The organism is Massilia antarctica, from assembly GCF_015689335.1.
GTDB classification, from domain to species: domain Bacteria; phylum Pseudomonadota; class Gammaproteobacteria; order Burkholderiales; family Burkholderiaceae_D; genus Telluria_A; species Telluria_A antarctica.
In genome coordinates this window covers 6,505,143-6,527,102 of record NZ_CP065053.1, presented here as the reverse complement: position 1 = coordinate 6,527,102, position 21,960 = coordinate 6,505,143, and the positions used below count along the sequence as shown (strand labels likewise).

The following is a 21,960-nucleotide window of genomic DNA, read 5'->3' as shown; positions in this document are numbered from 1 at the left end:
GCCTCAATAGTAGTACTTGGTCGCCTTGGTCCATTTACTCGCCGGATACAGCTTGTGCGCCACTTCATACGCCTCGCGCGAATAGCGGGCGCGCAACTGCTTCTCCTCGGGCTCGGCGCGGCCGTACGGGCACTCCATGCGGGTCGACCCTACCAGGAAGTGCAGCGCTTTCGGCGCCTCCTCGTCCGCCGGCTTGGTGCGCGCCCATTCCAGCAGGGTGGGCGCCAGGAACTCGGTGCGCAGGGGCAGGCGCAGCAGGGTTTCCTGCTCCTTGAGCGCTTGCGCCGTCAGCTGCGCACTGAGAAAACGCGGCGCCGGCATCACCAAATGCGCCATCGCCGGCGGCTGGCCCTCCGCGCCGGAGCAGCCCCAGACCCTTGCCTTGTCGTTCTTGTCGACCACCGCCGGCTGCAGTTCCGGCGTATTCACCAGAATCAGCGCACCGGCAAGCTTGCGTTCGGCGCCGCTCGCCGCCTTGCGGTAGCGCGCGTACAAATGCGCGGTGCTCTTGCGCGTCCTGGCCACCGCATCGAGCAGCCCGAGCGCGGTTTCTTCGTCGTTGAAGATGAGCGCGCGCGTGAACACGGTTTCCTGCAGCATCGATTTCCACCCCGGCGGCAGCAGCGGATGCTTGAGCAGTATCTTCAGTTCGGCCATCGGCAGATGGCGCGAGATGGCGATGCCGAAGTCCTCGTCGGTCTCGGTGGCGTCGGCCTTGGCCTGCGCGTCGATGGCCGCGCCTCGCTCGACCGGATCGGGACGGCGCGGCGCGGCCTTGAGGAAGTCGTCCACCGTGCCGGCCGACACCATCTTGAGCGCGAGAAAACGGTTGGTGGTGGCCACCGACATCTGCTTGCCGTAGGCCGACAGCAGGCGGTCGATCTCCTTGTCGGCCCGCTCGGCCTGCTGTTCGAGCAGGGCCAGGCGCGCCAGGTGGTATTGCAGCGTCTGGTACAGCGGATGCGTGGCCGCTACGGCGGCGGCTGCCTTGCGCTCGGTCGCCGTCAATTCGTTGGCGTGGGCCATGGCGAGCAGCGGCGCCAGCCAGAGCGAATCTCCCTGCTTGAGCCAGCTCTTGCGCAGGATCTCGATGGCGTCCGCGCGCCGCGCTTGCTGGCCCGGGTCCCCCGGCACGTCGCCGGCCCCGAGCCCGGCCTGCATGCTGGCGATCCAGACCGTCATCGCTTCCTTGGCCGCGCGGGCGCTGTCCGGCTGCGCATCCATCATCTTGTCCATCAACACCAGATAGTCGTGCAGCATGCGCGGGGTATCCGGACCGAACGGTTCCTTGTCGAGCGCACGCGCCAGCGCGGCCAGGCGTTCGGCCGGGTTCATGCGCGCCTCGACCAGGGTTGCCATGTGCCGCGCAGGGGCGGAAGTCTTGGCCAGTGCATCGAGCTCCTGCCTGGCCTGCGCCAGCGCCTCGATTCGCTCGCGCGCGGCCGGCTGCTTTTCGCGCAGCGGATAGTCGAGCATGGCCTTGCGTATCAAGGTGCGCGCGGCCAGGTAGGGCGCCAGCGCCTGCCACGCTGACTTGGGCTGGCGCCCGATGGCCTGGAATTGCGTACGCGCCAGATCGAAATTGCGCGCATAGAAATTGGCGGCGGCCGTCTGGTAGGCGTGGTCGTCCCTGAGCCAGTCGGGGGCGTTGGCCGGCAGTGGCGGTGGCAGCTTGACCACGCGTTTCGGCAGCGGTTCGCCGAACTTGTGTGGCGGTTCTTCGCAGTTCGCGAACACCGCGTCCTGTCCCTGCAGCCATAGCTTGAACCAGGCATCGGGCTTGGCGCCCGCACCGAGGCGCGCGCGGGCGCTCATGGTGGCGCCGGCCTGCCTGAACGCATCGGAATGGCAATTCAGATAGCTCTCGCTGTCGCCGGTGTCGGCGCTGGCGTCGATCCGGATAGCGGCCGCCAGCCCCGCCTGCGCCGCGTACGGCGCGCGCGCGGCCAGCCAGGTGTCCGCGCTGTTTTTCTCCGGATCCACCCCGGCCCATTCGCTGGCGCTGCCCACATGCCAGGTATTGAGGTCCAGCGCCGCCACCTGTTCCTTGTTCAGCGGGCGTCCGCGCGCGGCCTGGTAGGCCAGGTAGTGATACACGCGCCAGTAACTGCCCGGCAGCACGCCCAGATTGCCGGAGGCGAACAGCTCGGCGTTGGCGGGCTGGAATTCGGAGGCGAAGCGGTTGGTCTGGTAACCGTCGCCGCCGCTGGCGGAGGCGGGCAGGGCCGCCATCCACAGGAGGGCGGAAGCGAGCAGGGAACAGGTGCGGGTCAGGCGCATGGTTTATGGTCTCGTTGGAATGGATGAACGGGGGGCGCTGCGCACTGCTTGCCAGCGGGCGGCGCTCCAGGCTTGCGGCGAAAAATAATAGTGGCGGGCTTCACTGACCGCGATCATGGGTTCGTCGGTGGAAAAGCCGATGGCCGCGCCGCAGCGCGCGCGCGTAAAACCGCGCTGTTGCAGCAAGCGGGCGCGCAGGGCGTGCTGCTCGCCGCCCATGCGAAAGGCCATCGGCACCACTTCGTCGGCGGCCGTATCGTGCAGCCAGTAATCGTCCAGGCACCACGAGGCCAGCGCCGTGACTGACAGCGCGATGGCGGGGTCGAGGCGGGCCCGGATGGCGCCGATGGTGCGTGCCAGGAAGGGGCGCTGCGAGCGGCGCACCTCGAAGTCGAGCTGCACCACCTGGCGGTTGGCGCGTCCGGCCAGGCGCAGCAGTTCGTCGGCGACGCGCCGGCTCTGGGTCTCGCTCAGCGCCGGCGGCTGGCGCCACGACATATCCACGTGCAGCACCGGCACCCGCGCCGCGCCGGGCGCCAGCAGCAGCGGCGCCGCGCGCCGGTAGGCCAGCGCCTGCTCGCCCCGCAGCAGCACGGTCGAGGCGACATAGGCCACGCCAACCCCGGCGGGCAGCCAGCGCAAGTCTTCCGGCCGTTCCCACGCCCAGACCAGCTCGGCGGGCAGGGCGGCCAGTGTCGGATGGACGGGCGGCCGGCCGCTGGCGCTGCTGTCGACCCGCAGCATCAGCAGCGCGAGAAGACAGAGTAGTAGCGAGCGTGGGCGAGGCATGGTTATCGTCGTTGCATGAGGTGAGCAGTATCTTAACCGAGTGCGCGCCGGCGAAGCGTGCAATGGTTCTAGAGGAGCTGTTTTAATTAATAAATATTCAACATGACTATTTTTGCAATTAGATGCATGCGCAATGTTGCCGGTTTATCTGTTGGATGGAGTGATGCATGTCCTTATTTTCCGTACGTCCTTTGCCCTGCCTGCTGTTCTGCGCGGGTCTCATCGGCGCCCCCGCGCATGCCGACTGGGCTGCCAGCACCGCCTTGTCGGTGGTACGGCCGGCGCCGGCAGGCGACCAGGTCCAGGGCCAGAATCCGCCGGGGTTTGCCTGGTCGCAGAAAACGATCAACAGTCAACCCGCCTCCGGCTACGAGGTGGAAGTCACGGGGCCGGACGGTGCGACGCAGCGCTTCCAGGTCAGCCGCAACTGACTGCTGCCGGAAAAACCTTCGCCCCGGGCAGCTACACCTGGCGCGTGCGCGCCCTTGAACACACGGAATGGACCGATGCGCGCAAGTTCAGGATCGACGCGAGCCGATCGTTGCCGTTCGTTGTGCCTTCCGAAACCGACCTCAAGAAATTCATCAGCGCACGCGGCGCGGTGCGCTCCCTGCCGCCCGAGCTGCTCGCCAATCCCAACGCCCAGCTGTCGGAAGAGCGCATGAAGCTGCGCGTCCGGCTGTAAGAGGAAGTGACAAGGAACACGACAAACCTGCCCGTGCCGGCGGACGCGAACTGGCCGCTGCGTTCCATCAACGTGGACACGAAAGCGTACATCGCCCAGGCCGGCGTTATCCGCAATACCATCACGCCGCTGGCCCGCCAGCTGGAATCGGCGGCACTGCTGTGGCGCCTGCACGCCACCGACAAGCCCGACATCATCGACCTCAACCTGCAAGAAGCCATCCGGCGCGGCAACCAGCTGGCCGCCCTCCATCCCGACGGCCCCACCAGTTACCGGGAACAGGACCAGGCCACGCGCGTCATTGCGCTGTCGCTGATCAAGGCGATCGACCTGCTCGGGCCGGCCGTCGAGGAAAAATACCGCAAGGTCTGGCTCGATGCGGTGCAGCGGCGCGGCAAAGCCATCTACGACAGCATTTTGGGCAGCAACGGCAAGATCGACCAGTACCCCTTCGACTCGCACGGCGGCACCAACTATGGCATGCTCGCCACCATCGCCACCTTGGGGCTGGACCGCGTCCCCGATGCCGGGACTTGGTTCGATTTCAGCTTGCGCGGCTACGCCAACTCGCTCTCGCCATGGGGCGGCGACGATGGCGGTTTCGCCAACGGCACCGCGTATGCCGAATATTCCGAAGAGATTTACGGCCAGCTGTGGCAGCCCATCGCCGCCGCCACCGGCGTGAACCTGTTCCGCAAGCCGTGGGCCATCAAATTCGCCCAGTTCATGGCCCACTTCGACCAGCCAGGTTCGCCAACCCATGTGTTCGGCGACGAACATGATGTCGTGCCGGTCACCCAGCGCTCGATTTCCTACGGCAAGAGCGTGCAGTCGCCAGTGTCCCTGTGGTATGCAAATAGCCTGGCCGGCAAGGAAAATGCGCTGTTCGGCTTGCACGCACCGGTCATCGAGGGCGCTGGGGTCACACCGGCCGCGCCGGCCGATGCCGCGCAATATCCGAGCATCGGCTGGGTCGCCATGCACAGCAAGATCACGGACCCGGCGGATAAGCTGGCCTCGGTGTATTTCAAGTCGAGCCCTTACGGATCGTACAACCATGGCCATGCCGACCAGAACAGCCTGGTGATCAACAGCGGCGGCGGGCAGTTGCTGGTGGAGGCGGGCAAGGCGGACTACTATGGTTCGGAGCAGGCCAAAGCCTGGTATCGCCAGACCCGGGCGCATAATGCGATCACCTACGACGGCGGGATCGGCCAGGAACTGGGCATCGGCGACGAAGTGGCGTCGCTCGGCTGGAATGGCGCCATTTCCAACTTCGGCACCTCGCCCACGCTCGACACCGTGACCGGTACCGCCACCGCCGCCTACAAGGGCGCGCTGAGCGTCGCTGTGCGCCAGGTGTGGTACCTGCGCGAGAAAAACGTGGTGGTCGTGCGCGACAAGCTCAGTTCGCCCGTGCCGCGCATCTTCGAATGGAATATGCATTCGCTCAAAGAGATGCTCATCGACGGCAACGGGAAGGTGCGGATCACGGGCGATCGCAGCAAGCTGTGCCTGCTCTCCCTGACCGGCTCCAACTTCGAGACCTTCCCTGCGCCGCCGATTGCAGTCGGGCCGAAACAGTTCCACGCCGCGTTCAAGAGCCTGGCGCTGACCTCCAGCGCCGAATTCATCGTGCTGCTCGACATCGGTTGCAAAGGCAACGTTGCGGTCCTGGGCGGTACCCCGGCCGCGCCGGTCGTCACGATCGACGGCCAGCCGCTGCGCTTGTACTGACCGCAGCGCAGCCATGACAAGCTGCGGGGCTTGGGCGCATGCCGCGCCGCACCGGAGCACACCATGTCCGACAATCCCCTCGAACCGAATCCGCAGGACTACGACCGCATCAACGTCAATGTGGAGGCGGAGCTGGCCTATTGGGCCGCGCAGTTCGGCGTTACCCGCGCACGCCTGGCCGAAGCGATCGAACAGGTCGGCCCGCGCGTGGTGGACTTGCAGAGATTTTTGGGCATACCGGTCGTCGGCACCGACTGAACGGCCGGTTCGGGCAGCGCTGCATCCTCGATGTCAGCGCAGCGTTCCGGCAAGCGGCGCGCGGCATTGACTCAGGCGCGCCGCGCCGCCAGCAGACCAGCCCCGGCCCCCGCCAGCAGCACGGCGCAGCCACGGTTGAAAAGCCGCTGCCCGCGCGGCCGGGCAAACCAGCGGCGCAGATGCACGCCCATGTATGCGTAGGCGGCAATCGCCACCAGTTCGAGCGTCAGGAACAGGATGCCCAGCACGGCGAACTGCGGTGCGGTTGCTTCGGCGGGGCTGACGAACTGCGGCAGGAAGGCGGTGAAGATCAGGATTGCCTTGGGGTTGCCGGCGGCGACCAGGAACTCCTGGCGCGCAAGGGCGAACAATCCGGCCGCTGGGGGCGGCGCGGCTTCCTGCGTTGTCGCCGGCGCACGCCACAGTTGTACAGCCAGGTAAAACAGATAGGCCGCGCCGACGATTTTGATTGCGTAAAACAGCAGTTCGGACGTGTGCAGGATGACCGCCAGGCCGGCGGAGGCGAGGCACAGCATGCCCGCGAATGCCACCAGCCTGCCCAATCCCGCGGCGCATGAGCGGCCAAAGCCGTAGCGCGTCGCGTTGCTCAGCGAGAGCAGGTTGTTGGGGCCGGGCGCCATATTCAGCGCAAAGCAGGCGGGAACAAACAGGGTCAGGGTAGCGGCGTCCATGGGATTTTCCAGATAAACAATACCCAAAAGGTATCACGGAAACGGTATTGGACCGCCGTGCCGCGCGGCCCTACAGTGGCTCCATCAACCACCCCAAAGGAGAACACGATGGAGCAAGACCGTTACACGCGCGGCTGGGCCAAGCTGAAGGAAATCGATGGCGAACAGGGCGAAAGAGTGATCGCCAGCCTGGCCGGCATTGCGCCCGATTTCGGCCGGCTGCTGATTGAATTCGGCTTTGGCGATATCTATTCGCGTCCGGGGCTGGATTTGCGCTCGCGCGAGATCGCCACGATCGCCGCCCTGTGCGCGCTCGGCACGGCGGCGCCGCAGCTGCGCGTGCATCTCCACGGCGCGCTCAATGTCGGCTGCACCCGCGAAGAGATCGTGGAAGTGATGATGCAGATGGCCCTGTACGCCGGCTTTCCGGCGGCGCTCAACGGCCTGTTCGCGGCCAGGGAAGTCTTCGCCGAGCGTGCTCGCTGAGCCATCGCAGCCCTACATCTGCTTGAACTGCTCGGCGTAATTGCGGCTGACGGTCAGCTGCTCGCGCCGCTCCTTGAGCTTGACCACGAGGCGGCCGCGAAAATCGGTGTGGGTGCCGGCCACCGACTTGGCGGCGACGATCACGCTGCGGTGAATCTGCCAGAAACGCGCCTCGTCGAGCTGCTCGCGCAGTTTGCTGAGCGGCGTGCGGATCAGGCATTCGCCTTCCTGCAAGAACACGCTGGTGTATTTGTCGTTGCTCTGGAAGTAAATCACTTCATCGATGGCGATCAGGCGCGTCTCGTCGCCATGGGCGGCGCGTATCCATTGCAGCGGCGCGGCCGCCGGCGCGGCGGGCAGCGGCGCGGCCAGCTGCTGCAGCAGCGCGCGCAGGGCCTCGGGTGGCACCGCCGGCGCGCTCGCCGCCGCGCGCAGCGCCAGCTGGAGCTTGGCGACCGTCTTGGCCAGCCGTTCCGGCGTGGTCGGCTTGAGCAGGTAGTCGAGCGCCGCATGCTCGAAAGCGTCGACCGCGTACTCGTGGTGGGCGGTGACGAAGACGATGTGCGGCGCCTTGCCGTCCGTCGCCAGGCGCTCGGCCAGCGCGAGGCCGTTCAGGCCGGGCATCTGGATATCGAGGAAGACCACGTCCGGCGCCAGTTCGTCGATCAGGCGTAGCGCTTCGATGCCATTGCCGGCCTTGCCGACGATGCGCAGCTGCGGCCACGCGGCGGCCAGCTGCGTTTGCAGGTAGTCGAGCAGGTGCGGTTCGTCGTCCGCTAGGAGGGCGCGTGGATGGTCGATGGCAGTGTGTCTTTCAAGGGCAGCAGCAGTCGCACGGTAATCCCGCACGGTTCATTTTCGAGCAATTGTACCTGAGCTCCGGGACCATAAACACTGCGCAGGCGCGAACGCAGGTTGGACAGCCCGACCCCGCCGCCCGGTTTGGGTGGGGCATTGCCCAGTCCCGCGCCGGTGTCGCTCACTTCGATGCACAGCTGAGCGTCGCGGAAGGCCGCGCGGATGACGATCTGGCCGCCCTCGACCTTCGGTTCGAGCCCGTGCGAGACGGCGTTTTCAACGACCGGCTGCAGCAGCATGGGCGGCATGGCGATGTCGCGGCAGCCGTCGGCTTCGATGCGGTACGACAGGCGCGCGCCCATGCGCACCGCCAGCACGTCGAGGTAGGCGGCCACCAGGTCGAGTTCCGCGCCCAGGGTGGCCTGGTCGGCGCGGCTGGCGGCCAGGCTGGCGCGCAGGTAGTCGATGAAGCGTTCCAGCATGTGACGCGCCTGGGCGGGATCGGTGTCGATCAGGCCCACCACATTGGCCAAGGTGTTGTACAAAAAATGCGGCTCGATCTGGGCTTGCAGCGCGCGCAGGCGGGCTTCGGCCAGCTGCTGGGCGGCGCTGGCGATCTGCTCGCCCTGGCGCGCGGCCAGGGTCTCGGTGGCGATGCGGCGCTCGCCGCTGACCAGCACGATGGCCATGATCAGGGCCGCGAACAGGGCAAACGGCAGCAGCGGCGCCAGGCTCGCTGCGCCGCTCAGGTAGCGCATCGGATTGACGCCCCTGAGCAGCGCGTTCCCAAGGAGGAGGCCCGCCACCACGCACAGCGAGACCGTGGTGAGGAAGTACAGCATGCGCGGCAGTCCGGTGAGGCGCGACGGCCAGCCGCGCAGCAGCCAGTCGCCGCCGCTCAAAACCGCGTGAATCAGGTAGCCGATCACGTTCGAGATCACCAGGGTCGGCCCGAAAAAAGCGGGGAAGCCGCGGCTGTCGCCGCTGAACAGCATGTTCGCCGCCGCCAGGAACAGGGCGATCAGCAGGTTCCAGATACCGGTATAGAGCACGTCGCGCCACGCCGAACCGCGCCAGCGCCGGAACAGCGGGATCATGTCGAGCGGGTGCGACGAGGTGTGCGACGGTGGTGGAATCGCGTTCATCAAGCCGCCAGAAAATTACCGTGGAAGCAGTGCGGCGCGCGGTAGGGCAGGCGCGCCAGCGCCAGCGGGCCGGCCTTGACATGGGCGGCGTCGAAGACCGTCATCACGGTGTGCCCGCGTTTGGTGTCCTGCGCCACGCCGACCAGGTAGCCGTCGGTTTCCGAGCGGGCGTTGGCGCGCGGGACCAGCACGTGTTCTTCCACCTGCCAGCCCGTATCGAAGCGGTAGCTGTCGGCCTTGCCGGTGTCGGTGGCGACCAGGTTGACGGTGTCGAGGAAGATATCGGCATTGCGGGACGAACTGCTCAATAGCGCAAGCTGGCGGTGGCGCCGCGATACCACCTGCGGCATCACGCGCGGGAATTCGCTGGCGCCGAACAGGCGCGCGGTGGTGGCCTGGCCGCTCGCGTAATCGAGCGTGACCTGGGCCGCGAAGCCGCGCGCGGACGAATTTTTCTGGCGCTCGCCGCGCATCACGCGGCCGACCTGGGCCAGCGCATCGCCCTCGTGCAGCACCACGTCGAAGCGGGTGGTGGCGCCGTCGTCGAAGGCATTGCCGAAGTGGAAAACCATATGCGGCGGCAGCTCGAAAACCTGGCGGATTTCCATGCTCTCCTTGGACACCACCACCACCCGCAACGGCCGCGCATTGGCGCCGCTGCCGGCCCAGTGGTGCTGTTCGGCGAAGCTCTGGTCGTCGGCCTTGATCACGTCATACGGCGGAATGAGGAAGATCAGGTGCTTCTCGCTGACCGCGAAGTCGTGCACCATGCCCAGTTGGGTCACCTTGACCATGGCCGTCCTCTGCACCTGGCCATCGGCGCCGATGCGGTACAGGGCCAGGCTGTCGCCCCCGGGCAGGACGCCGAAATTCCACATGCCGCCGTTTGGCTCGATCTTGGGGTGGGCCGAAAACGGCATCGATTTCATGTCCTCGTTCCAGGTCTTGATGCCGACCGTGGCCAGGGTCCGCGCATCGACCTCGGTGGCCGAGCCGCCTTCCCACAGGGCGTACAGGCGGCCGTTGAAGGGCAGCAGGTTGGTATTGGCCGCGTTCATGGTGTCGTTGGTCTTGACGCCGCGCCGGCCGACGTACGTGCCGAAGGACGGGTAGAGGAACTGGCCGGCGGCGTTTTCTTCGGTGTAGCGTTCGGTGTCGACGAATTTGCCGATGTGGCTTACTTTTCCGCCGCCGACCTGCCAGCGCTGGGCGAAACCGTCGCCGTCGAACCAGTGGTGATGGCGTTCGCCGCCCAGTTCAAAACGTCCGGGTCCGTTGCGGAAGAAGACGCCGTTCAGGTCCGACGGGATGCGCCCCGTGATGCGCGCCGCGCCGGCCTGCTGGCCGACCGTGTTGGCGTACACCGCCAGGGTGGGATCGCGTTCGAGCGCCGCGTGGAAGCGGCCGAAGGTGGCGGCATCGGCCATGGCGCTGCCGGGAACGAGGCCGAGGGCGGCCAGGCTGGCGGCGCAAGTGAGGAAGGTACGGCGTTGCATGGCGGTCTCCGGCTTAGTGTTTCAGGCTGACGGTGGCGTTCAGGCCAGTCGCTGGAAGGGTGAACATGGCGTCGTCGAATTTGGGCGGCCCCATTTTACCGAGGGCGTTGTTACTGAATGCGTAGTCCTCGGTCGGCATGCCCATCATATTGGCATCCATTTTGCCATTGCCGTTGGCATCGTGGTAGATGGCGAAGGCGTAGGGGCCGGCCGGCAGATCCTTGACGACGATGGTGGTGCTGCCCTTGGCGGCTTTTGCGTCGGCGCTGCCCATGGCGTGCTTGAGGAAGCCGCCGGCCGAGTTGTACAGGGCCAGCATGACCGTGCCGTCGTCGCTGCGCACGTCGTCGATGCGGATGGTGAGGTCGGCGGCGCCGGCCAGGGAGGCTGTCAGCAGGGCGGCGCTGCAGAAGGCGATGGCGAGCAGGTGGTGCATGGTGTTCTCCGGTTGGTTTGTGGTGTCGATGAGGTGACTTTATCGACAAGCAACCGGGGCCAGGGGGACATGCGACGAGATGCGGGAAAACGGCGCCAAATGCAGCGGGGCGGCGCGAACTGCGGCGCGCCGGCCGGATTGCGGGCCCGGCGGCGCGTGGAGCGATGCTCAGCGCAGGGTGTCGAGCGTGTATTCGGCCGAGCGCAGGGCGTCGCGGGCGCTTTGCACCGAGCGGTCGATATCGCGCAATTCGTTGCGCAGATTGCGGCGGCGCTCATCGAACTCGCGGCGAATGCGCTTGCGCTCATCGTCCTTGTCGGTGGCCGCCAGTTGCTTCGATTCGTCATTGTCGGCTTCGCGCAGCTTGCGTTGCAAACGCTCGCTACGGTTATCGAGCCCGCTGATCTCGCTGCGCAAGGTGTACACGGCGAATCCGGCTTGATGGCGGCGGCGGAACTCGAAGTCGATCGGCGCCGGACAGACTCCCGCGTAGGCGGTGCCGTTCAGGCCGAGCGGGGCGGCATTCTCCAGCCGGCAAAAGCTGCGCAAGCCCCGTTCCCGGCCGGCGATGTAGCTGGCCGAATCGACCGTGGTGCCGGCCTTGGAGCACGCCTTGGCGCGTTCTTCAAGCAGGTACATGGGTTTTCCGGCGCTGCCGTCGCGCAGGCCGATATCGTTCCAGTTCGCGGATCTGCACTCGTCCGGCGTCATCGTGTCGCAGCCCGACAGCAGCGCCCCCGCCAGCAGTGCGGCCAATGGCCCAATCATGTTCTTTTTCATCATTGCCCTCGCAAGTTGTCGCCCGAAACCGATGCTACCATGGGGCCGCCACATTTTATCGGCTGCGCAAGTTGAGCAAGGTCAGGCCGCCGTCGGCGTCGCGTTCACCCGACACCCATGCCAGCGGGCGGCGCTGCTGGCCATCGGCCGAGCTGGTGTCGCGCGCGACCAGGCGCAGGCCATAGCTGCCGGCCGCCAGCGCCGGCACCCGCCAGCTCGACTGCACCGACGTGGTGACGGCGCCGCCCGCCAGGCTGTTCAAGTCCACCGGCACGCTAGCCGACCAGCGTGCCACGCCGCCGGCGTCGACGATCTCCAGTCTGACCTTCCACGGCTCGTAAGTGGGCGCGTTGCCGCTGTTGCGGAAGGTGGCCGCGAGGGTCAGCTGGCCATCGGCCGTGAGGCTCACCCAGGTGCTGTCGACGCCATAGCGGTAGCCCGCTTCGCGGCCCAGCATTAGCATGTCGTGCCGTTCCGGCTCGCTGAGCGAGAGCCAGCGCTGATTATCCGGCTTGGGCAGGGCGAAATTGGCGTTGCCCACCGAAGAGATGTGAAATTCGCTGGCCTGGGCGCGCGCCGTCGCCGGGCCGGCCTGGCCGCTGTCGAACGGGCAGAATTCGGCGACGAAGGGCGCCTTGCGCCATTGGTCGGCGAACTGGCGCCAGTCGTCCGGGTGGTCGGTCCACTGCCTGAAGTAGCCCGCCTGGGCCAGGCAATCGGCGCGCAGGCCCACCGGTTTGCTGGTGATGGCCTGTTCCAGCAGGGCGTAGTGCAGCGCGTCGCGGTTCGCGTACGGGATGAACATGACGAATTGCTGGTCGGGGAAGGCCTCGAAATGCATCTGCGCGATCGCGCGCCGGGTGTCCGTGCCGGCTTCCTCGATGCCGGCCGGACGGTTGGCGTAGACGCTCTTGCGCATCGCCCATTCGCCGTACTGGCCGTACAAGCCGACATCGATCCAGGCGATGCTGGCGCCGTTGCCGGAGGCGGCGATCGCTTGCGCCAGCGCTTGCAGCAGCGCGCGCGAACGCGCCAGCACGAAAGGATCGTTCCAGTCGGGGACCCAGGTCTTACCGGAAGCGGCGCCGGAATCGGCCCAGAAGCCGCAGCCGTGCAGGCAGGATGCGTTGCCGGCCAGGTAGGCCGGGGCGTACAGCTGGCCGTCGTCATAGCCGGCCATCATGCGCAGGCGGAAGGCGTATTTGCGGCCCTGGTCGCGCGCCGCTTTCAGATCGGCCAGGATCGCGCCGAAGGTGTACTGGCCTTGCACGCTTTCCAGGTCGCGCCAGTGGTAGCGGCGGAAGGCGTCGAGGGCGGGCGCCGCCTGCGGCACCAGTTCCTGGTTTTGCCAGCGGTGGTAGCCGCGCAGGGGGTTGACGGTATCGTCGCTATCCACCGGAATGGTGTTGTAGGTGCGCGACGCCGAAACGGTCTCCCAGCCGCCCGCGTGGGCTGTAGCGGTAGCGAAGAGGGCGCAGAGCGCGCCGGCGAGGCGCCTGCGCGCGGGCAGGCCGAGGGGTGGCAGATGCGGCATGGCGATCTCCTTGGTCCGTGCATGTCAATGATCTTGAACACCAGGCCTGACTATAAACCCAGGCGACGCAGGCCCGCAATCGCCACGCGCGCCCTAATGCAGCTTGACCGCCGGCGACAGCTTTTTGCGGATCCAGTCCGCCACCGTCTGCGCCGACATCCTCACCACCCCGTGCAGTGCCATCTGGTGCTTGCGGTACATCAGCGCATACAGCACCCTGGCCAGCGGGCCGCCTACGGCGTATTTGCGTCCGCCCGCCGTGCGCGTGAGCACTCCGACCGCCGCCAGTGGGCCGAGCGACACCAGCGAGCCGTAATCGCGGTAGGCAAACGGCCCCTTGAGGGGCGACGCCTGCCCCAGCACCTGCGCCAGGTACATGGCCTGCTGGTGCGCGGCCTGCGCGCGCGGCGGTACCTTGCCCATGACCGGGCACACGAAATTGGCGCAGTCGCCGATCGCGTACACGTCCGGATCGTCGAGCGCCTGCAGCGAGGGCGCCACCGCGATCTGGCGCAGGGCGTTGGTGGTCAAGCCCAGGGTAGCGCACAGCGGCGGCGCTTCCACCCCCGCAGCCCACAGGGTGATGGCCGAGGGATAGATGCAGCCCTCCGTATCGAGCACCGCGCCGGCATCGACGCGCGCCACGGCGGTGTCGGTCAGCACCTTGATGCCGAGCGCGCGCAGGTGGCGCGCGGCGCGTTTGGACTGGCGTGGATGCAGGTGTGGCAGCAGCAGCGAACCGCGCTCCAGGATGCGGATGCGCACATGGCGCACCGGGTCGAGCGCGTGCACATTGTATTTGGCCAGGGTGCGCGCGCTATGGCTCAATTCGGCCGCCAGCTCCACGCCGGTGGCGCCGCCGCCGACGATCACGATGTCGATGCCGGGATTGTGCTGGCCGCCGGCGGCCTGGCGCGCGCTGGCCTGAATGCAGCCGTCCACGAAGCGCTGGCGGAACGTTTCGGCCTGCACCACGTCGTCCAGGGTCAGCACGTGCTGCTCGGCGCCGGGCACGCCGAAAAAATTGGTGACCGACCCGAGCGCCAGCACCAGCTTGTCGTAGCCGACCGAACGCGCTGGCAGTACTTCGGCGCCGTCGTCGGCGATCCACGGCGCCAGCGACACGCGCCGCGCTTCACGGTCCACACAAAGCACTTCGCCGCGTGCGAACTCGAAGCCGTGTTCGGACGCCTGCGCTGCATAGTCGATTGCCATCACCTGGGGATCGTGCTTGCCCGAGGCGACCGTGTGCAGCAGGGGCTTCCAGAAATGGGTGGGCCAGCGGTCGACCAGAACGACTCTTGCGCGGCCTGCCTTGCCGGCGCTGTTACCGAGCCGGGTGGCCAGTTCCAGTCCTCCGGCGCCGCCGCCGACGATGACGATGGTTTCCATGGTGTCTCCTCCTGTAGGTGTCGCGATGTGAAAGGGCGTTGACCGGATGTCAATATAGAGGCGCACGCAACAAAAGAAAAATCAGACATTTGCCGATATTCATAAGGCGTTCCTTATACGTATGCATGCGCCGGCGGCACGGGCGGTATCAGGGACAGGGGCTGAAAGTATCTCCTGGCGCTACGTTTGAGACCGTCGTCCGGTACGCCGGAGGATTCCGTGGTGCTGCTTTGAAAACATTGCGACACTCCGGCCCGTCGTTTCAATATCTCAAGCAAACGCCGCCCACCACTACTTCAAGGACACCGTCATGTTACGTTTTCGCCACGCCGCCATCTTCTTGCTGAGCACACTTGCTCCCGCCCTTCACGCCGCCGACATGGGCATTGCCGCCAAACCGGGCGAATCGACCATGACCGTAGGCCTGGGCGCGGCCGTCCTGCCCGAGTATTCCGGCAGCGACAAGGTGCGGGCGCTGCCCATCGTGGTGGCGGACTACCAGCACGCCAGCGGCTTTTTCGCCAGCACGGTGAGCGGCATCGGCTACAAGACCAAGGTCGGACCGGTCTCCCTGAGCGGCGCGCTCGGCTTCGCCGGCCGGCGCAGCGACCGCGATCACCGCTTCTCGCAAGGATCGGACGCGCTCGCGGGCATGGGCGACATCAAATCGTCGGCGCTGGGCGTGTTCGGTGTCGGGTACGAGTTCGATAGCGGCTTCGGCGTGGGCCTGCGCGCCATGATGGCGCTGACGAACCGCGAGCGCGGCAACAGTTATGAGCTGGGCGTGCAGAGGGCCCTGATCAAGAGCGAAGCCGATCAGGTGGGCGTGTACATGTCGGCCACCTACAGCGACAAAAAGAACATGCAGGCGTTTTACGGCGTGACCGCGGCCCAGAGCCTGAGCTCCGGCTACAAGCGCTATGACACCAAGGCCGGCTTCTCGCGCGTGAGCGCGGGCGCCAACTGGAACCATAAGCTGAACAAGGAATGGTCGGTCAACACCATGGCGGGCGTGGTTGGCGTCGTGGGCGACGCCGCGGACAGCCCGATCGTCAAGCGCAAGACGGCGCCGGTGCTGGCGGTGACGGTCAATTACGCATTCTGAACCAGGTTGCGCCGACTGGTCTATCATGGCGTGGCCGTTGCAGTTTGATCGCGTCATCCACCAATCGATAGGGAATAGCTTATGTATCACGCCAGCTTTCGCCAGCTCCAGTCGCTGGTGCTCGTGGCCCGCCACGAGAGCGTGTCGAAGGCGGCGGAGGCCATGCATGTGACGCAGCCGGCGGTATCGCTGCAACTGCGCACCTTGGAAAGCATTACCGGCGTGGCGCTGGTGCGCAAGGACGGGCGCGGTATCCAGCTGACCGCCGCCGGCGAAGTGCTGGTCGATTTCGCCGAACGCATCCTGCGCCTGTGGGAGCATGCCGGCGACGAGCTGTCGGCGCTGCAGGGCGTCACCAGCGGCACCCTGCGCATCGGCGCGGTCACCACGGCCGAGCATTTGCTGCCGCCGCTGCTGGTGCCGTTCACCCTGGAGCGGCCCGACGTGCGCCTGAAACTCCAGGTGGGCAACCGGGTTGAAATCGTCAACATGCTGGCGCGCCAAGAGATCGACGTGGCCATCATGGGCACGCCGCCGCGCGAACTGCGCACCAACGCGGCCCGCTTCGCGCGCCATCCGATGGGCTTCGTGGCCGCCGCCGACCATCCTTTGATGAAAAAGAGGAAGCTGACCCTGGCCGATGTGGTGGGCGCCAACCTGCTGGTGCGCGAGCGCGGGTCGGGCACGCGCACCGCCGTCGAACGGCTGTTCAAGGAGGGCGGGCACGCGCTCAATTTCGGGTCCGAAGTGTCGTCCAATGAGGCGATCAAGCGCATGGTGTCGGCCGGCCTGGGGGTCGGCTTTTTGTCGGTGCACGCCTGCGCGCTCGAATTCAAATCGGGCTTGCTGCGCATGCTCCCGCTCAAGGGCAATCCGGTCGACGCCGACTGGCAGGTGATGCACCTGGCCGGCCAGCCGATCCCCAAGGTGGCCGCCGCGTTCCAGGATTTCGTGATCGAACATGGGCAGGAGCTGGTGCGCAGCGAGCTGGAAGGGTTTTACCAGCGCAGCGCCAGTTAGCCCGGCCGCATCCTCGCTGCTGTACGATGGCATCCCGTCTGTCCACGTTCACGCAAAAAAAGGGTTGTCTCCACATGGCAAAAGCAGGACCATCTCAAGCGGTACTCGACCAGCTTGTTCCCATCATGGTCGAGAAGGGCTATAAGTACCGAAAGAAGAACCATTCTTTCCTGCGTCATGCCGGACCGGCGTCCCAGGACTTCATGGTCGACTTCGATGGCCGTGGCGGGTTCGTGTCGGTTTCTGGTTCATATTGGGTGAGGTTCGACAAACTCGATGCCTTGAGTAAGAAATTGACCGGTACAGGCATCGCCGATGTGGCCGGAGGCGGGTTTGCCCAGACAGGGGTAGTACCGCGGAAATACGATATCTACGATAGCGCTTACGCAAGCTTGACGCCAAAGCAGAAGGGCGCCGTCGATCCGGCGCTGGTTCATCCCCAGGAAAGGGTCGATGCCGCCGTGCGGTTCATCGTCGACACCCACGAGCGCTACGTGGTACCGCTCTTCGAGCGCCTGAACAGCTATCGTGCACTGGCCGATTTTCTTCTTGAAGGTTTTCGCGGGGGGGCCGTCCTGATGCCACACGTGCCGCATGCCATTCCCATGGCGCTGCTTCTCGCCGCAGCGCTGGGCGACGACCCATCCGAGATCCTCTCATATGCCGACAAGTGCGCGCCGATCTACACCGGCCGGGATATTCGCGCCTCGGTGTCGGCCCTGCAAAACGCCATCTCGCAGGCACGGCCCGAAGATTTATTGTTGCAATAAATGAGGCGCGCACGCGCCGGCCCCGGTTGCCGCAGGATCGTCAGCGCGGTGCCGCGATCCGAACCACGAAACGGCAACCGCGCCCGCCTGGACCTGGCGCCAAGGTCACCGTGCCGTTCATCCGCAAGGCAGCCTGTTTGACGATTGCCAGCCCGAGGCCCGAGCCGCTCGCGTCCTGCGACCTGGCGCGGTAAAAGCGCTCGAACACATGCGCCCGGTCCTGCTCCGCAATCCCCGGACCGTCGTCGGCAACGGCGAGCGTCAGATAGCCGTTTTCCTGATCCAGTTCGACCACGATATTGGTGCCGGCACGCGCATGGCGCAGCGCGTTATCGAGCAGGTTGTTGAGGATCGATTGAAACGCGTGCACCTCCAGTGCGAACGGCAAACGCTCGGGCGCTTCCAACGCCAGTTCGATGCCATTGTCCATCGCCGCCGGCGCCGCGCGCGCCAGTTCGTCGCGCACCAGATGGGCGACGTCGATGGTACTCGTGTCGCCCGTGCGTGTGCTGTCCACCCGCGCCAGTTGCAGCAACTGCGCAATCAGGTGCGAGGCGCGGGCAATCGCATGATCGAGATGGCGCTGCGCCTCGTAGCGATCCTCCGCTTCGGGCTCGATGGCCAGTACGTGGGCTTGGGCCGAAATGACCGCCATCGGCGTGCGCAGTTCATGCGCCGCATCCTGGACGAAGCCATGTTCGCGGGCGATTTTCTCGCGCAGTTGCGCAAGCAGGCGCTCCAGCGCCCCGGCCAGAGGCGTCAGCTCGGCATACTTCGGATCGACGCCGGTGGGCGACATGTCGTCGATGCCGCGCGCGGCGATCCGTTTGCTCATTTGTTTCAGCGGGCGCATGCCGCGCGAGACGGCGATCCAGACCGGCAGCAGAAAGCAGGGAAAGGCAATCAGCAGGTAAACGACCAGGTCGTGCCCGAGCGAGAGCAGCAAGAATTTGTCGTCAACCCGCGACCCCGCCACCGCGACCTGCCAGCGCCTGGCCGTGCCCTTGAATACCCGGAACGACCTGCCATTCACAAGCGCCGTGGTCATCGCGCTTGTGTCGCCGGCCAGCAGTGCGGTGCCGGCCGCGGGAGATGAATACAGGCGCCTTCCATCCTGATCGTTCAGCTGGATCAGCATCAGCGCGGGAATCTGGTTGGCGCGGTAGAGCAGGTCGATCTGCTCCGACGTGGCCGCGGCGACGGCGCGCGCTTGTCCCGCATCGTCGAGCCGCGCCAGCGCTGCGACCAGTCCCCGTCCCACATCCCCGATGCCCTTGTCCTCGACGGCCGGATCGGTCGCGCCGATGTACATCACCGCCAACAACAACATCCAGGCGATAAAAAACGCCATCGTCAGGGCCAGAACGACGCGCCTGACCAAGGTGGGGCGCAGAAAATTCAGCATCGGACCAGCATATAGCCAACCCCGCGCACGGTGCGAATCCGATGGCCGCCTATCTTGCCGCGCAAGTTAAAAATATGGACGTCGATCGCACCAAAGTTGACCGGCTCGCCGAGCGGTTCGAGGCGCTCGGACAGCACGCTCTTCGATACCACCACGCCCGGTTCGCGCGCCAGTTCCAGCATCAGCTGAAATTCGCGGGGCGACAAATCGACGGGACTGCCGGCCAGCCGCGCCAGATGGGACTTCGGCTCCAGCTCCAGGTCGCCGATGGTCCACACTTGCCTGGACTGCTGAGCATAGCGGCGCAGCACGGCGCGCATGCGCGAGGCCAGTTCCACGGTGGCGAAAGGCTTGACGATGAAATCGTCAGCACCGCCGTCGAGCCCCGCGATGCGCTCTTCCAGTGCGGCGCGCGCCGTCATGATAATGATGGGGATGGCCACCCCCTCGCGGCGCCAGCGGGTCAGCAGCGCTTGCCCGTCGCCGTCCGGCAGCGACAGGTCAAGCAGGATGCAGGCGTAGTGCAGGCCTTCGAACGAGCGCGGCGCGTCGGCGGCCCGGCGCAGCCACTCGCTGCTGAAGCCTTCGAGCTTGAGTGCTTTCTGCAGGGCTCGACCGAGGTCGAGATCGTCTTCAATGATCAGTATGTGCATCGCGCATTATAGATGTGCCGGTCTTAAGATTTGGAAAAGATTGGTCTTGCGATAATGGCGCCTTACTTGATCTGACCAGGGAGTCGCATGAAATTGTTATCGTATCTACCCGGCGCAACGCTGTCCGTTTCCGGCGCCGCCTTCATCGCCTTGCTGGCCGGATGTGGCGGCGGCAGCGGCGGCGGTGGCCGTGACGTGGCGGCGAATGCCGGCAAATCGCTCGGTTGCGTCGCGCAGCATCCCGGCGCATCGGTGGCCGAGCTGCTCGCTTGCAGCGGCGACCTGAATGGCAAAATCGACGCGGTTATGACGCCCTTCATGGCCGCCAACGGGATCACCGCGGCCACGGTGGCGGTGGCCAAGGATGGCGTCATGCTCGCTGAGCGAGGCTATGGCCATCGCGACAGCGCGCGCCAGGTTCCCCTGCCGGCCGATGCCATGTTCATCACCGCCAGCATCGTCAAGCCGGTCACCGCCGCATCGATCCAGACACTGGCGCGCGAGCGCAAACTGGCCCTCACCGACCATGTGTTTTGTACCGGGCTTAACGCACCGTGCTGGCTGGCGCCCGAGTTGCAGCCGGCCGCGCCCGATGTCAGGATAGGCGCAATCACCATCGCGCAGCTGCTGGAACATCAAGGTGGCTGGGATGCCGATATCAGCGGCGACCCGATGGTGTCCGAGTACGAGATCCAGCAAGCGCTCGGCTTGTCGGCGCCGCCGCAGCAGGACGATATCATCCGCTTTGTCCTGCGGCGGCCACTCGATTTCGCGCCCGGTACCAAAACCGCCTATGCGAATTTTGGCTATCTGTTACTTGGACAGATCATCGAAAAGGCATCCGGGTTGGGCTACGTACAGTACGTCCAGAAGAACATCATGGGGCCGATCGGGATTCCGAAGACCGACTTCGAAGGCATGCGCTCGCTGCTGGTCAATCGTCATCCGCGCGGGCCGGATTACATCACGACGGTGACGGCGCCCAGCGTCTTCGTGCCCGGCGCCACCGTGCTGGCGTTCGACGGCGCGGTCCGGATCGAAAATTGGGTCGCGGCCGGTGCGACAGTCACCACGGCGAAGGCGATGACCTTGTTCGCGGCCCACTACCGCATTCCGGATGGCATGCCGCTGGCTGGCGCGAAAAACAATGGGGGATTCAGTGGCGCCGATCCCGGCGTGGCAACCGTGCTGCGCCAGCTTCCGTCGGGCATCAGTTACACGGTGATGATGAACAAGCTGGACGAAAACAATCCATCGGGCGACGCCTCGTATCAGCTGCAGGTGTTGCAGCGGATCGAGACGGCGCTCAAGGACGCGGGCCTGTAGCTGCCTGAAAAGCTGAGGGAAAGGGGCGCGCAGAGGCCCCCAACGGTATGCCGCGCTTGCGCCCCGGGCCGGTTTCAGGTGGCAAACCGGCAAAGATCATTGTCGCTCGCCGGAGCGTATTGCTGCCACAGGAAGACCGACGGCGCGTCTTGTCCGGCCAGGATCGTTTCAAGACAGACGCCGCCTGAGGTCGTCCAGCAACCATCGCCCGGCAGGGCCGAGCGTGCGGCTGCGCTGGTGCGCCGCATAAATCGTCAGTCCCTCGCGCGGCGTCGGATCGTGCTCGATATGAAGCGCAACCAGGCTCCCGCTAGCAATCAATCGAGACACGAGATGGTCGGGCATGCGGCACCATCCAAAACCGCCGAGCAGGAAGTCCAGGCGCCGGCCGAGATCGACGAAGCGCCAAAGTTTTACACCCGCAAGCCCGAAGTTGTCGCTGCCGGGATTGACGGGGTCCGACAGCACAAGCTGGACATAAGGCTCCAGATCGGTCTGCGTCGCCGGACGTCCGAGCGAAGCCAGTGGATGCCCTGACGCCACCACAGCCTGCATGCCGACACGCAACAGCGGATAGGCGGCAATGTCGTCTGGAACGGAAGGAAGCAGCAAGCAGATCCCGATGGCGGCCGGGTCGCTTCGCAGGCGTCGCAATGAACCGCCCAAGCCTTCTGTCGAAAAGCGGACTGGCAGATTCGGAAAAGTCAGGCTCAGCGCGGACAGGCTTTCGATAAATGGCGCCGTCGGCACCAGAGGATCGATCGCAATGACCAGCTCGGGTTCCAGGCCCGAGCGGGTCGCCATCGCCACTGCCTCGAAGCGGGCAGCGCTGACCAAGACCAGGCGCGCCTGCTCGACGAGAACCCGGCCGGTCTCGGTCAACCTTGGGCGGTGACCGGCGCGGTCAAACAGCAACACGCCTTGCACATCCTCAAGCGTCCCGATGGCCTGGCTAATGGCTGATTGTACGCGGCCAAGTTGTCGACCGGCGGCAGAAAAGCTCCCGGTATCGGCGATCGTTACCAGAACACGTAACTGATCAAGCGTCAGACTTCCAATCAAAATAGCTTCTCCATGGCGCACTCCATCACAGTTTCCGATGGAATTCATCATATTTTAATCTCTATCTGAAATGAATTGGCGGCGATATATTGTGGGCACACAAGCAGCCTG

Annotated in this window: 22 protein-coding genes; 9 read left to right on the top strand and 13 right to left on the bottom strand. The window is 65.8% G+C overall.

Going from position 1 to position 21,960, the window contains the following annotated elements; translation table 11 throughout:
• Window positions 1–3: 3 nt before the first annotated feature.
• Window positions 4–2,280 (bottom strand): hypothetical protein, encoded by a 2,277-nt coding sequence (locus IV454_RS28655; protein ID WP_206088924.1) that lies wholly within the window; start codon window positions 2,278–2,280, stop codon window positions 4–6.
• Between the two features lie 3 nt (window positions 2,281–2,283).
• The gene (locus tag IV454_RS28650) at window positions 2,284–3,069 is read right to left on the bottom strand and encodes a hypothetical protein (RefSeq protein ID WP_206088923.1); all 786 of its coding nucleotides are present in this window, start codon (window positions 3,067–3,069) and stop codon (window positions 2,284–2,286) included.
• A gap of 167 nt (window positions 3,070–3,236) precedes the next feature.
• Here IV454_RS28650 and IV454_RS28645 point away from each other — a divergent pair, with 167 nt between their 5' ends.
• The 4 genes from IV454_RS28645 to IV454_RS28630 all read left to right on the top strand — a co-directional run bounded on the left by IV454_RS28645 (window position 3,237) and on the right by IV454_RS28630 (window position 5,749).
• On the top strand, window positions 3,237–3,500 hold the full coding sequence (locus IV454_RS28645; protein WP_206088922.1) for a hypothetical protein: 264 nt from the start codon (window positions 3,237–3,239) through the stop codon (window positions 3,498–3,500).
• Window positions 3,501–3,544: 44 nt separating this feature from the next.
• Window positions 3,545–3,754, top strand: a complete 210-nt coding sequence (locus tag IV454_RS28640; protein ID WP_206088921.1) for a hypothetical protein — start codon at window positions 3,545–3,547, stop codon at window positions 3,752–3,754.
• A gap of 33 nt (window positions 3,755–3,787) precedes the next feature.
• Window positions 3,788–5,491, top strand: a complete 1,704-nt coding sequence (locus tag IV454_RS28635; protein ID WP_206088920.1) for a heparinase II/III domain-containing protein — start codon at window positions 3,788–3,790, stop codon at window positions 5,489–5,491.
• A gap of 63 nt (window positions 5,492–5,554) precedes the next feature.
• The gene (locus IV454_RS28630) at window positions 5,555–5,749 is read left to right on the top strand and encodes a DUF3606 domain-containing protein (RefSeq protein WP_206088919.1); all 195 of its coding nucleotides are present in this window, start codon (window positions 5,555–5,557) and stop codon (window positions 5,747–5,749) included.
• Between the two features lie 71 nt (window positions 5,750–5,820).
• On the opposite strand, the gene IV454_RS28625 is transcribed toward IV454_RS28630, so the two are convergent.
• Window positions 5,821–6,441, bottom strand: coding sequence for a LysE family translocator (locus IV454_RS28625; RefSeq protein ID WP_206088918.1), 621 nt, complete (start codon window positions 6,439–6,441; stop codon window positions 5,821–5,823).
• A 108-nt stretch (window positions 6,442–6,549) separates the two neighbouring features.
• On the opposite strand from IV454_RS28625, the gene IV454_RS28620 reads away from it, so the two are divergent.
• Window positions 6,550–6,927 carry a carboxymuconolactone decarboxylase family protein gene (locus IV454_RS28620; protein WP_206088917.1) on the top strand — a complete coding sequence of 126 codons (378 nt, stop codon included), beginning with the start codon at window positions 6,550–6,552 and terminating at the stop codon, window positions 6,925–6,927.
• 12 nt (window positions 6,928–6,939) lie between these two features.
• On the opposite strand, the gene IV454_RS28615 is transcribed toward IV454_RS28620, so the two are convergent.
• The 7 genes from IV454_RS28615 to IV454_RS28585 all read right to left on the bottom strand — a co-directional run bounded on the left by IV454_RS28615 (window position 6,940) and on the right by IV454_RS28585 (window position 14,508).
• Window positions 6,940–7,776, bottom strand: a complete 837-nt coding sequence (locus IV454_RS28615) for a LytR/AlgR family response regulator transcription factor (RefSeq protein WP_229521902.1) — start codon at window positions 7,774–7,776, stop codon at window positions 6,940–6,942.
• On the bottom strand, window positions 7,704–8,870 hold the full coding sequence (locus IV454_RS28610; protein WP_206088916.1) for a sensor histidine kinase: 1,167 nt from the start codon (window positions 8,868–8,870) through the stop codon (window positions 7,704–7,706). Before IV454_RS28610 ends, IV454_RS28615 begins: the two co-directional genes overlap by 73 nt.
• Window positions 8,870–10,366, bottom strand: coding sequence for a carotenoid oxygenase family protein (locus IV454_RS28605; RefSeq protein ID WP_206088915.1), 1,497 nt, complete (start codon window positions 10,364–10,366; stop codon window positions 8,870–8,872). Before IV454_RS28605 ends, IV454_RS28610 begins: the two co-directional genes overlap by 1 nt.
• Window positions 10,367–10,379: 13 nt before the next feature.
• Window positions 10,380–10,802, bottom strand: coding sequence for a DUF2141 domain-containing protein (locus IV454_RS28600; RefSeq protein WP_206088914.1), 423 nt, complete (start codon window positions 10,800–10,802; stop codon window positions 10,380–10,382).
• A gap of 168 nt (window positions 10,803–10,970) precedes the next feature.
• Window positions 10,971–11,570 (bottom strand): DUF2799 domain-containing protein, encoded by a 600-nt coding sequence (locus IV454_RS28595; RefSeq protein WP_206088913.1) that lies wholly within the window; start codon window positions 11,568–11,570, stop codon window positions 10,971–10,973.
• A gap of 67 nt (window positions 11,571–11,637) precedes the next feature.
• Window positions 11,638–13,116: a DUF4832 domain-containing protein gene (locus tag IV454_RS28590; RefSeq protein WP_206088912.1), complete on the bottom strand. Its 1,479-nt coding sequence runs from the start codon at window positions 13,114–13,116 to the stop codon at window positions 11,638–11,640.
• Window positions 13,117–13,209: 93 nt separating this feature from the next.
• Window positions 13,210–14,508: an NAD(P)/FAD-dependent oxidoreductase gene (locus tag IV454_RS28585; RefSeq protein ID WP_206088911.1), complete on the bottom strand. Its 1,299-nt coding sequence runs from the start codon at window positions 14,506–14,508 to the stop codon at window positions 13,210–13,212.
• 310 nt (window positions 14,509–14,818) lie between these two features.
• Here IV454_RS28585 and IV454_RS28580 point away from each other — a divergent pair, with 310 nt between their 5' ends.
• The 3 genes from IV454_RS28580 (at window position 14,819) to IV454_RS28570 (ending at window position 17,403) form a co-directional block, all read left to right on the top strand.
• Window positions 14,819–15,613, top strand: a complete 795-nt coding sequence (locus tag IV454_RS28580; RefSeq protein WP_206088910.1) for a MipA/OmpV family protein — start codon at window positions 14,819–14,821, stop codon at window positions 15,611–15,613.
• Window positions 15,614–15,694: 81 nt separating this feature from the next.
• Entirely contained in the window at window positions 15,695–16,633 is a 939-nt protein-coding gene (locus tag IV454_RS28575; RefSeq protein WP_206088909.1) for a LysR family transcriptional regulator, read from the top strand.
• A 74-nt stretch (window positions 16,634–16,707) separates the two neighbouring features.
• The gene (locus IV454_RS28570) at window positions 16,708–17,403 is read left to right on the top strand and encodes a hypothetical protein (protein ID WP_206088908.1); all 696 of its coding nucleotides are present in this window, start codon (window positions 16,708–16,710) and stop codon (window positions 17,401–17,403) included.
• Between the two features lie 40 nt (window positions 17,404–17,443).
• Here IV454_RS28570 and IV454_RS28565 read toward each other — a convergent pair whose 3' ends face one another.
• Both IV454_RS28565 and IV454_RS28560 read right to left on the bottom strand, forming a co-directional pair.
• Window positions 17,444–18,808: a sensor histidine kinase gene (locus IV454_RS28565; protein ID WP_206088907.1), complete on the bottom strand. Its 1,365-nt coding sequence runs from the start codon at window positions 18,806–18,808 to the stop codon at window positions 17,444–17,446.
• Window positions 18,802–19,461 (bottom strand): response regulator, encoded by a 660-nt coding sequence (locus IV454_RS28560; RefSeq protein ID WP_206088906.1) that lies wholly within the window; start codon window positions 19,459–19,461, stop codon window positions 18,802–18,804. Before IV454_RS28560 ends, IV454_RS28565 begins: the two co-directional genes overlap by 7 nt.
• A gap of 87 nt (window positions 19,462–19,548) precedes the next feature.
• On the opposite strand from IV454_RS28560, the gene IV454_RS28555 reads away from it, so the two are divergent.
• Complete coding sequence (locus tag IV454_RS28555; protein ID WP_206088905.1) at window positions 19,549–20,787, top strand: serine hydrolase domain-containing protein; 1,239 nt, start codon at window positions 19,549–19,551, stop codon at window positions 20,785–20,787.
• Window positions 20,788–20,955: 168 nt separating this feature from the next.
• On the opposite strand, the gene IV454_RS28550 is transcribed toward IV454_RS28555, so the two are convergent.
• Window positions 20,956–21,900, bottom strand: coding sequence for a LysR family transcriptional regulator (locus tag IV454_RS28550; protein ID WP_229521900.1), 945 nt, complete (start codon window positions 21,898–21,900; stop codon window positions 20,956–20,958).
• Window positions 21,901–21,960 lie beyond the last annotated feature (60 nt).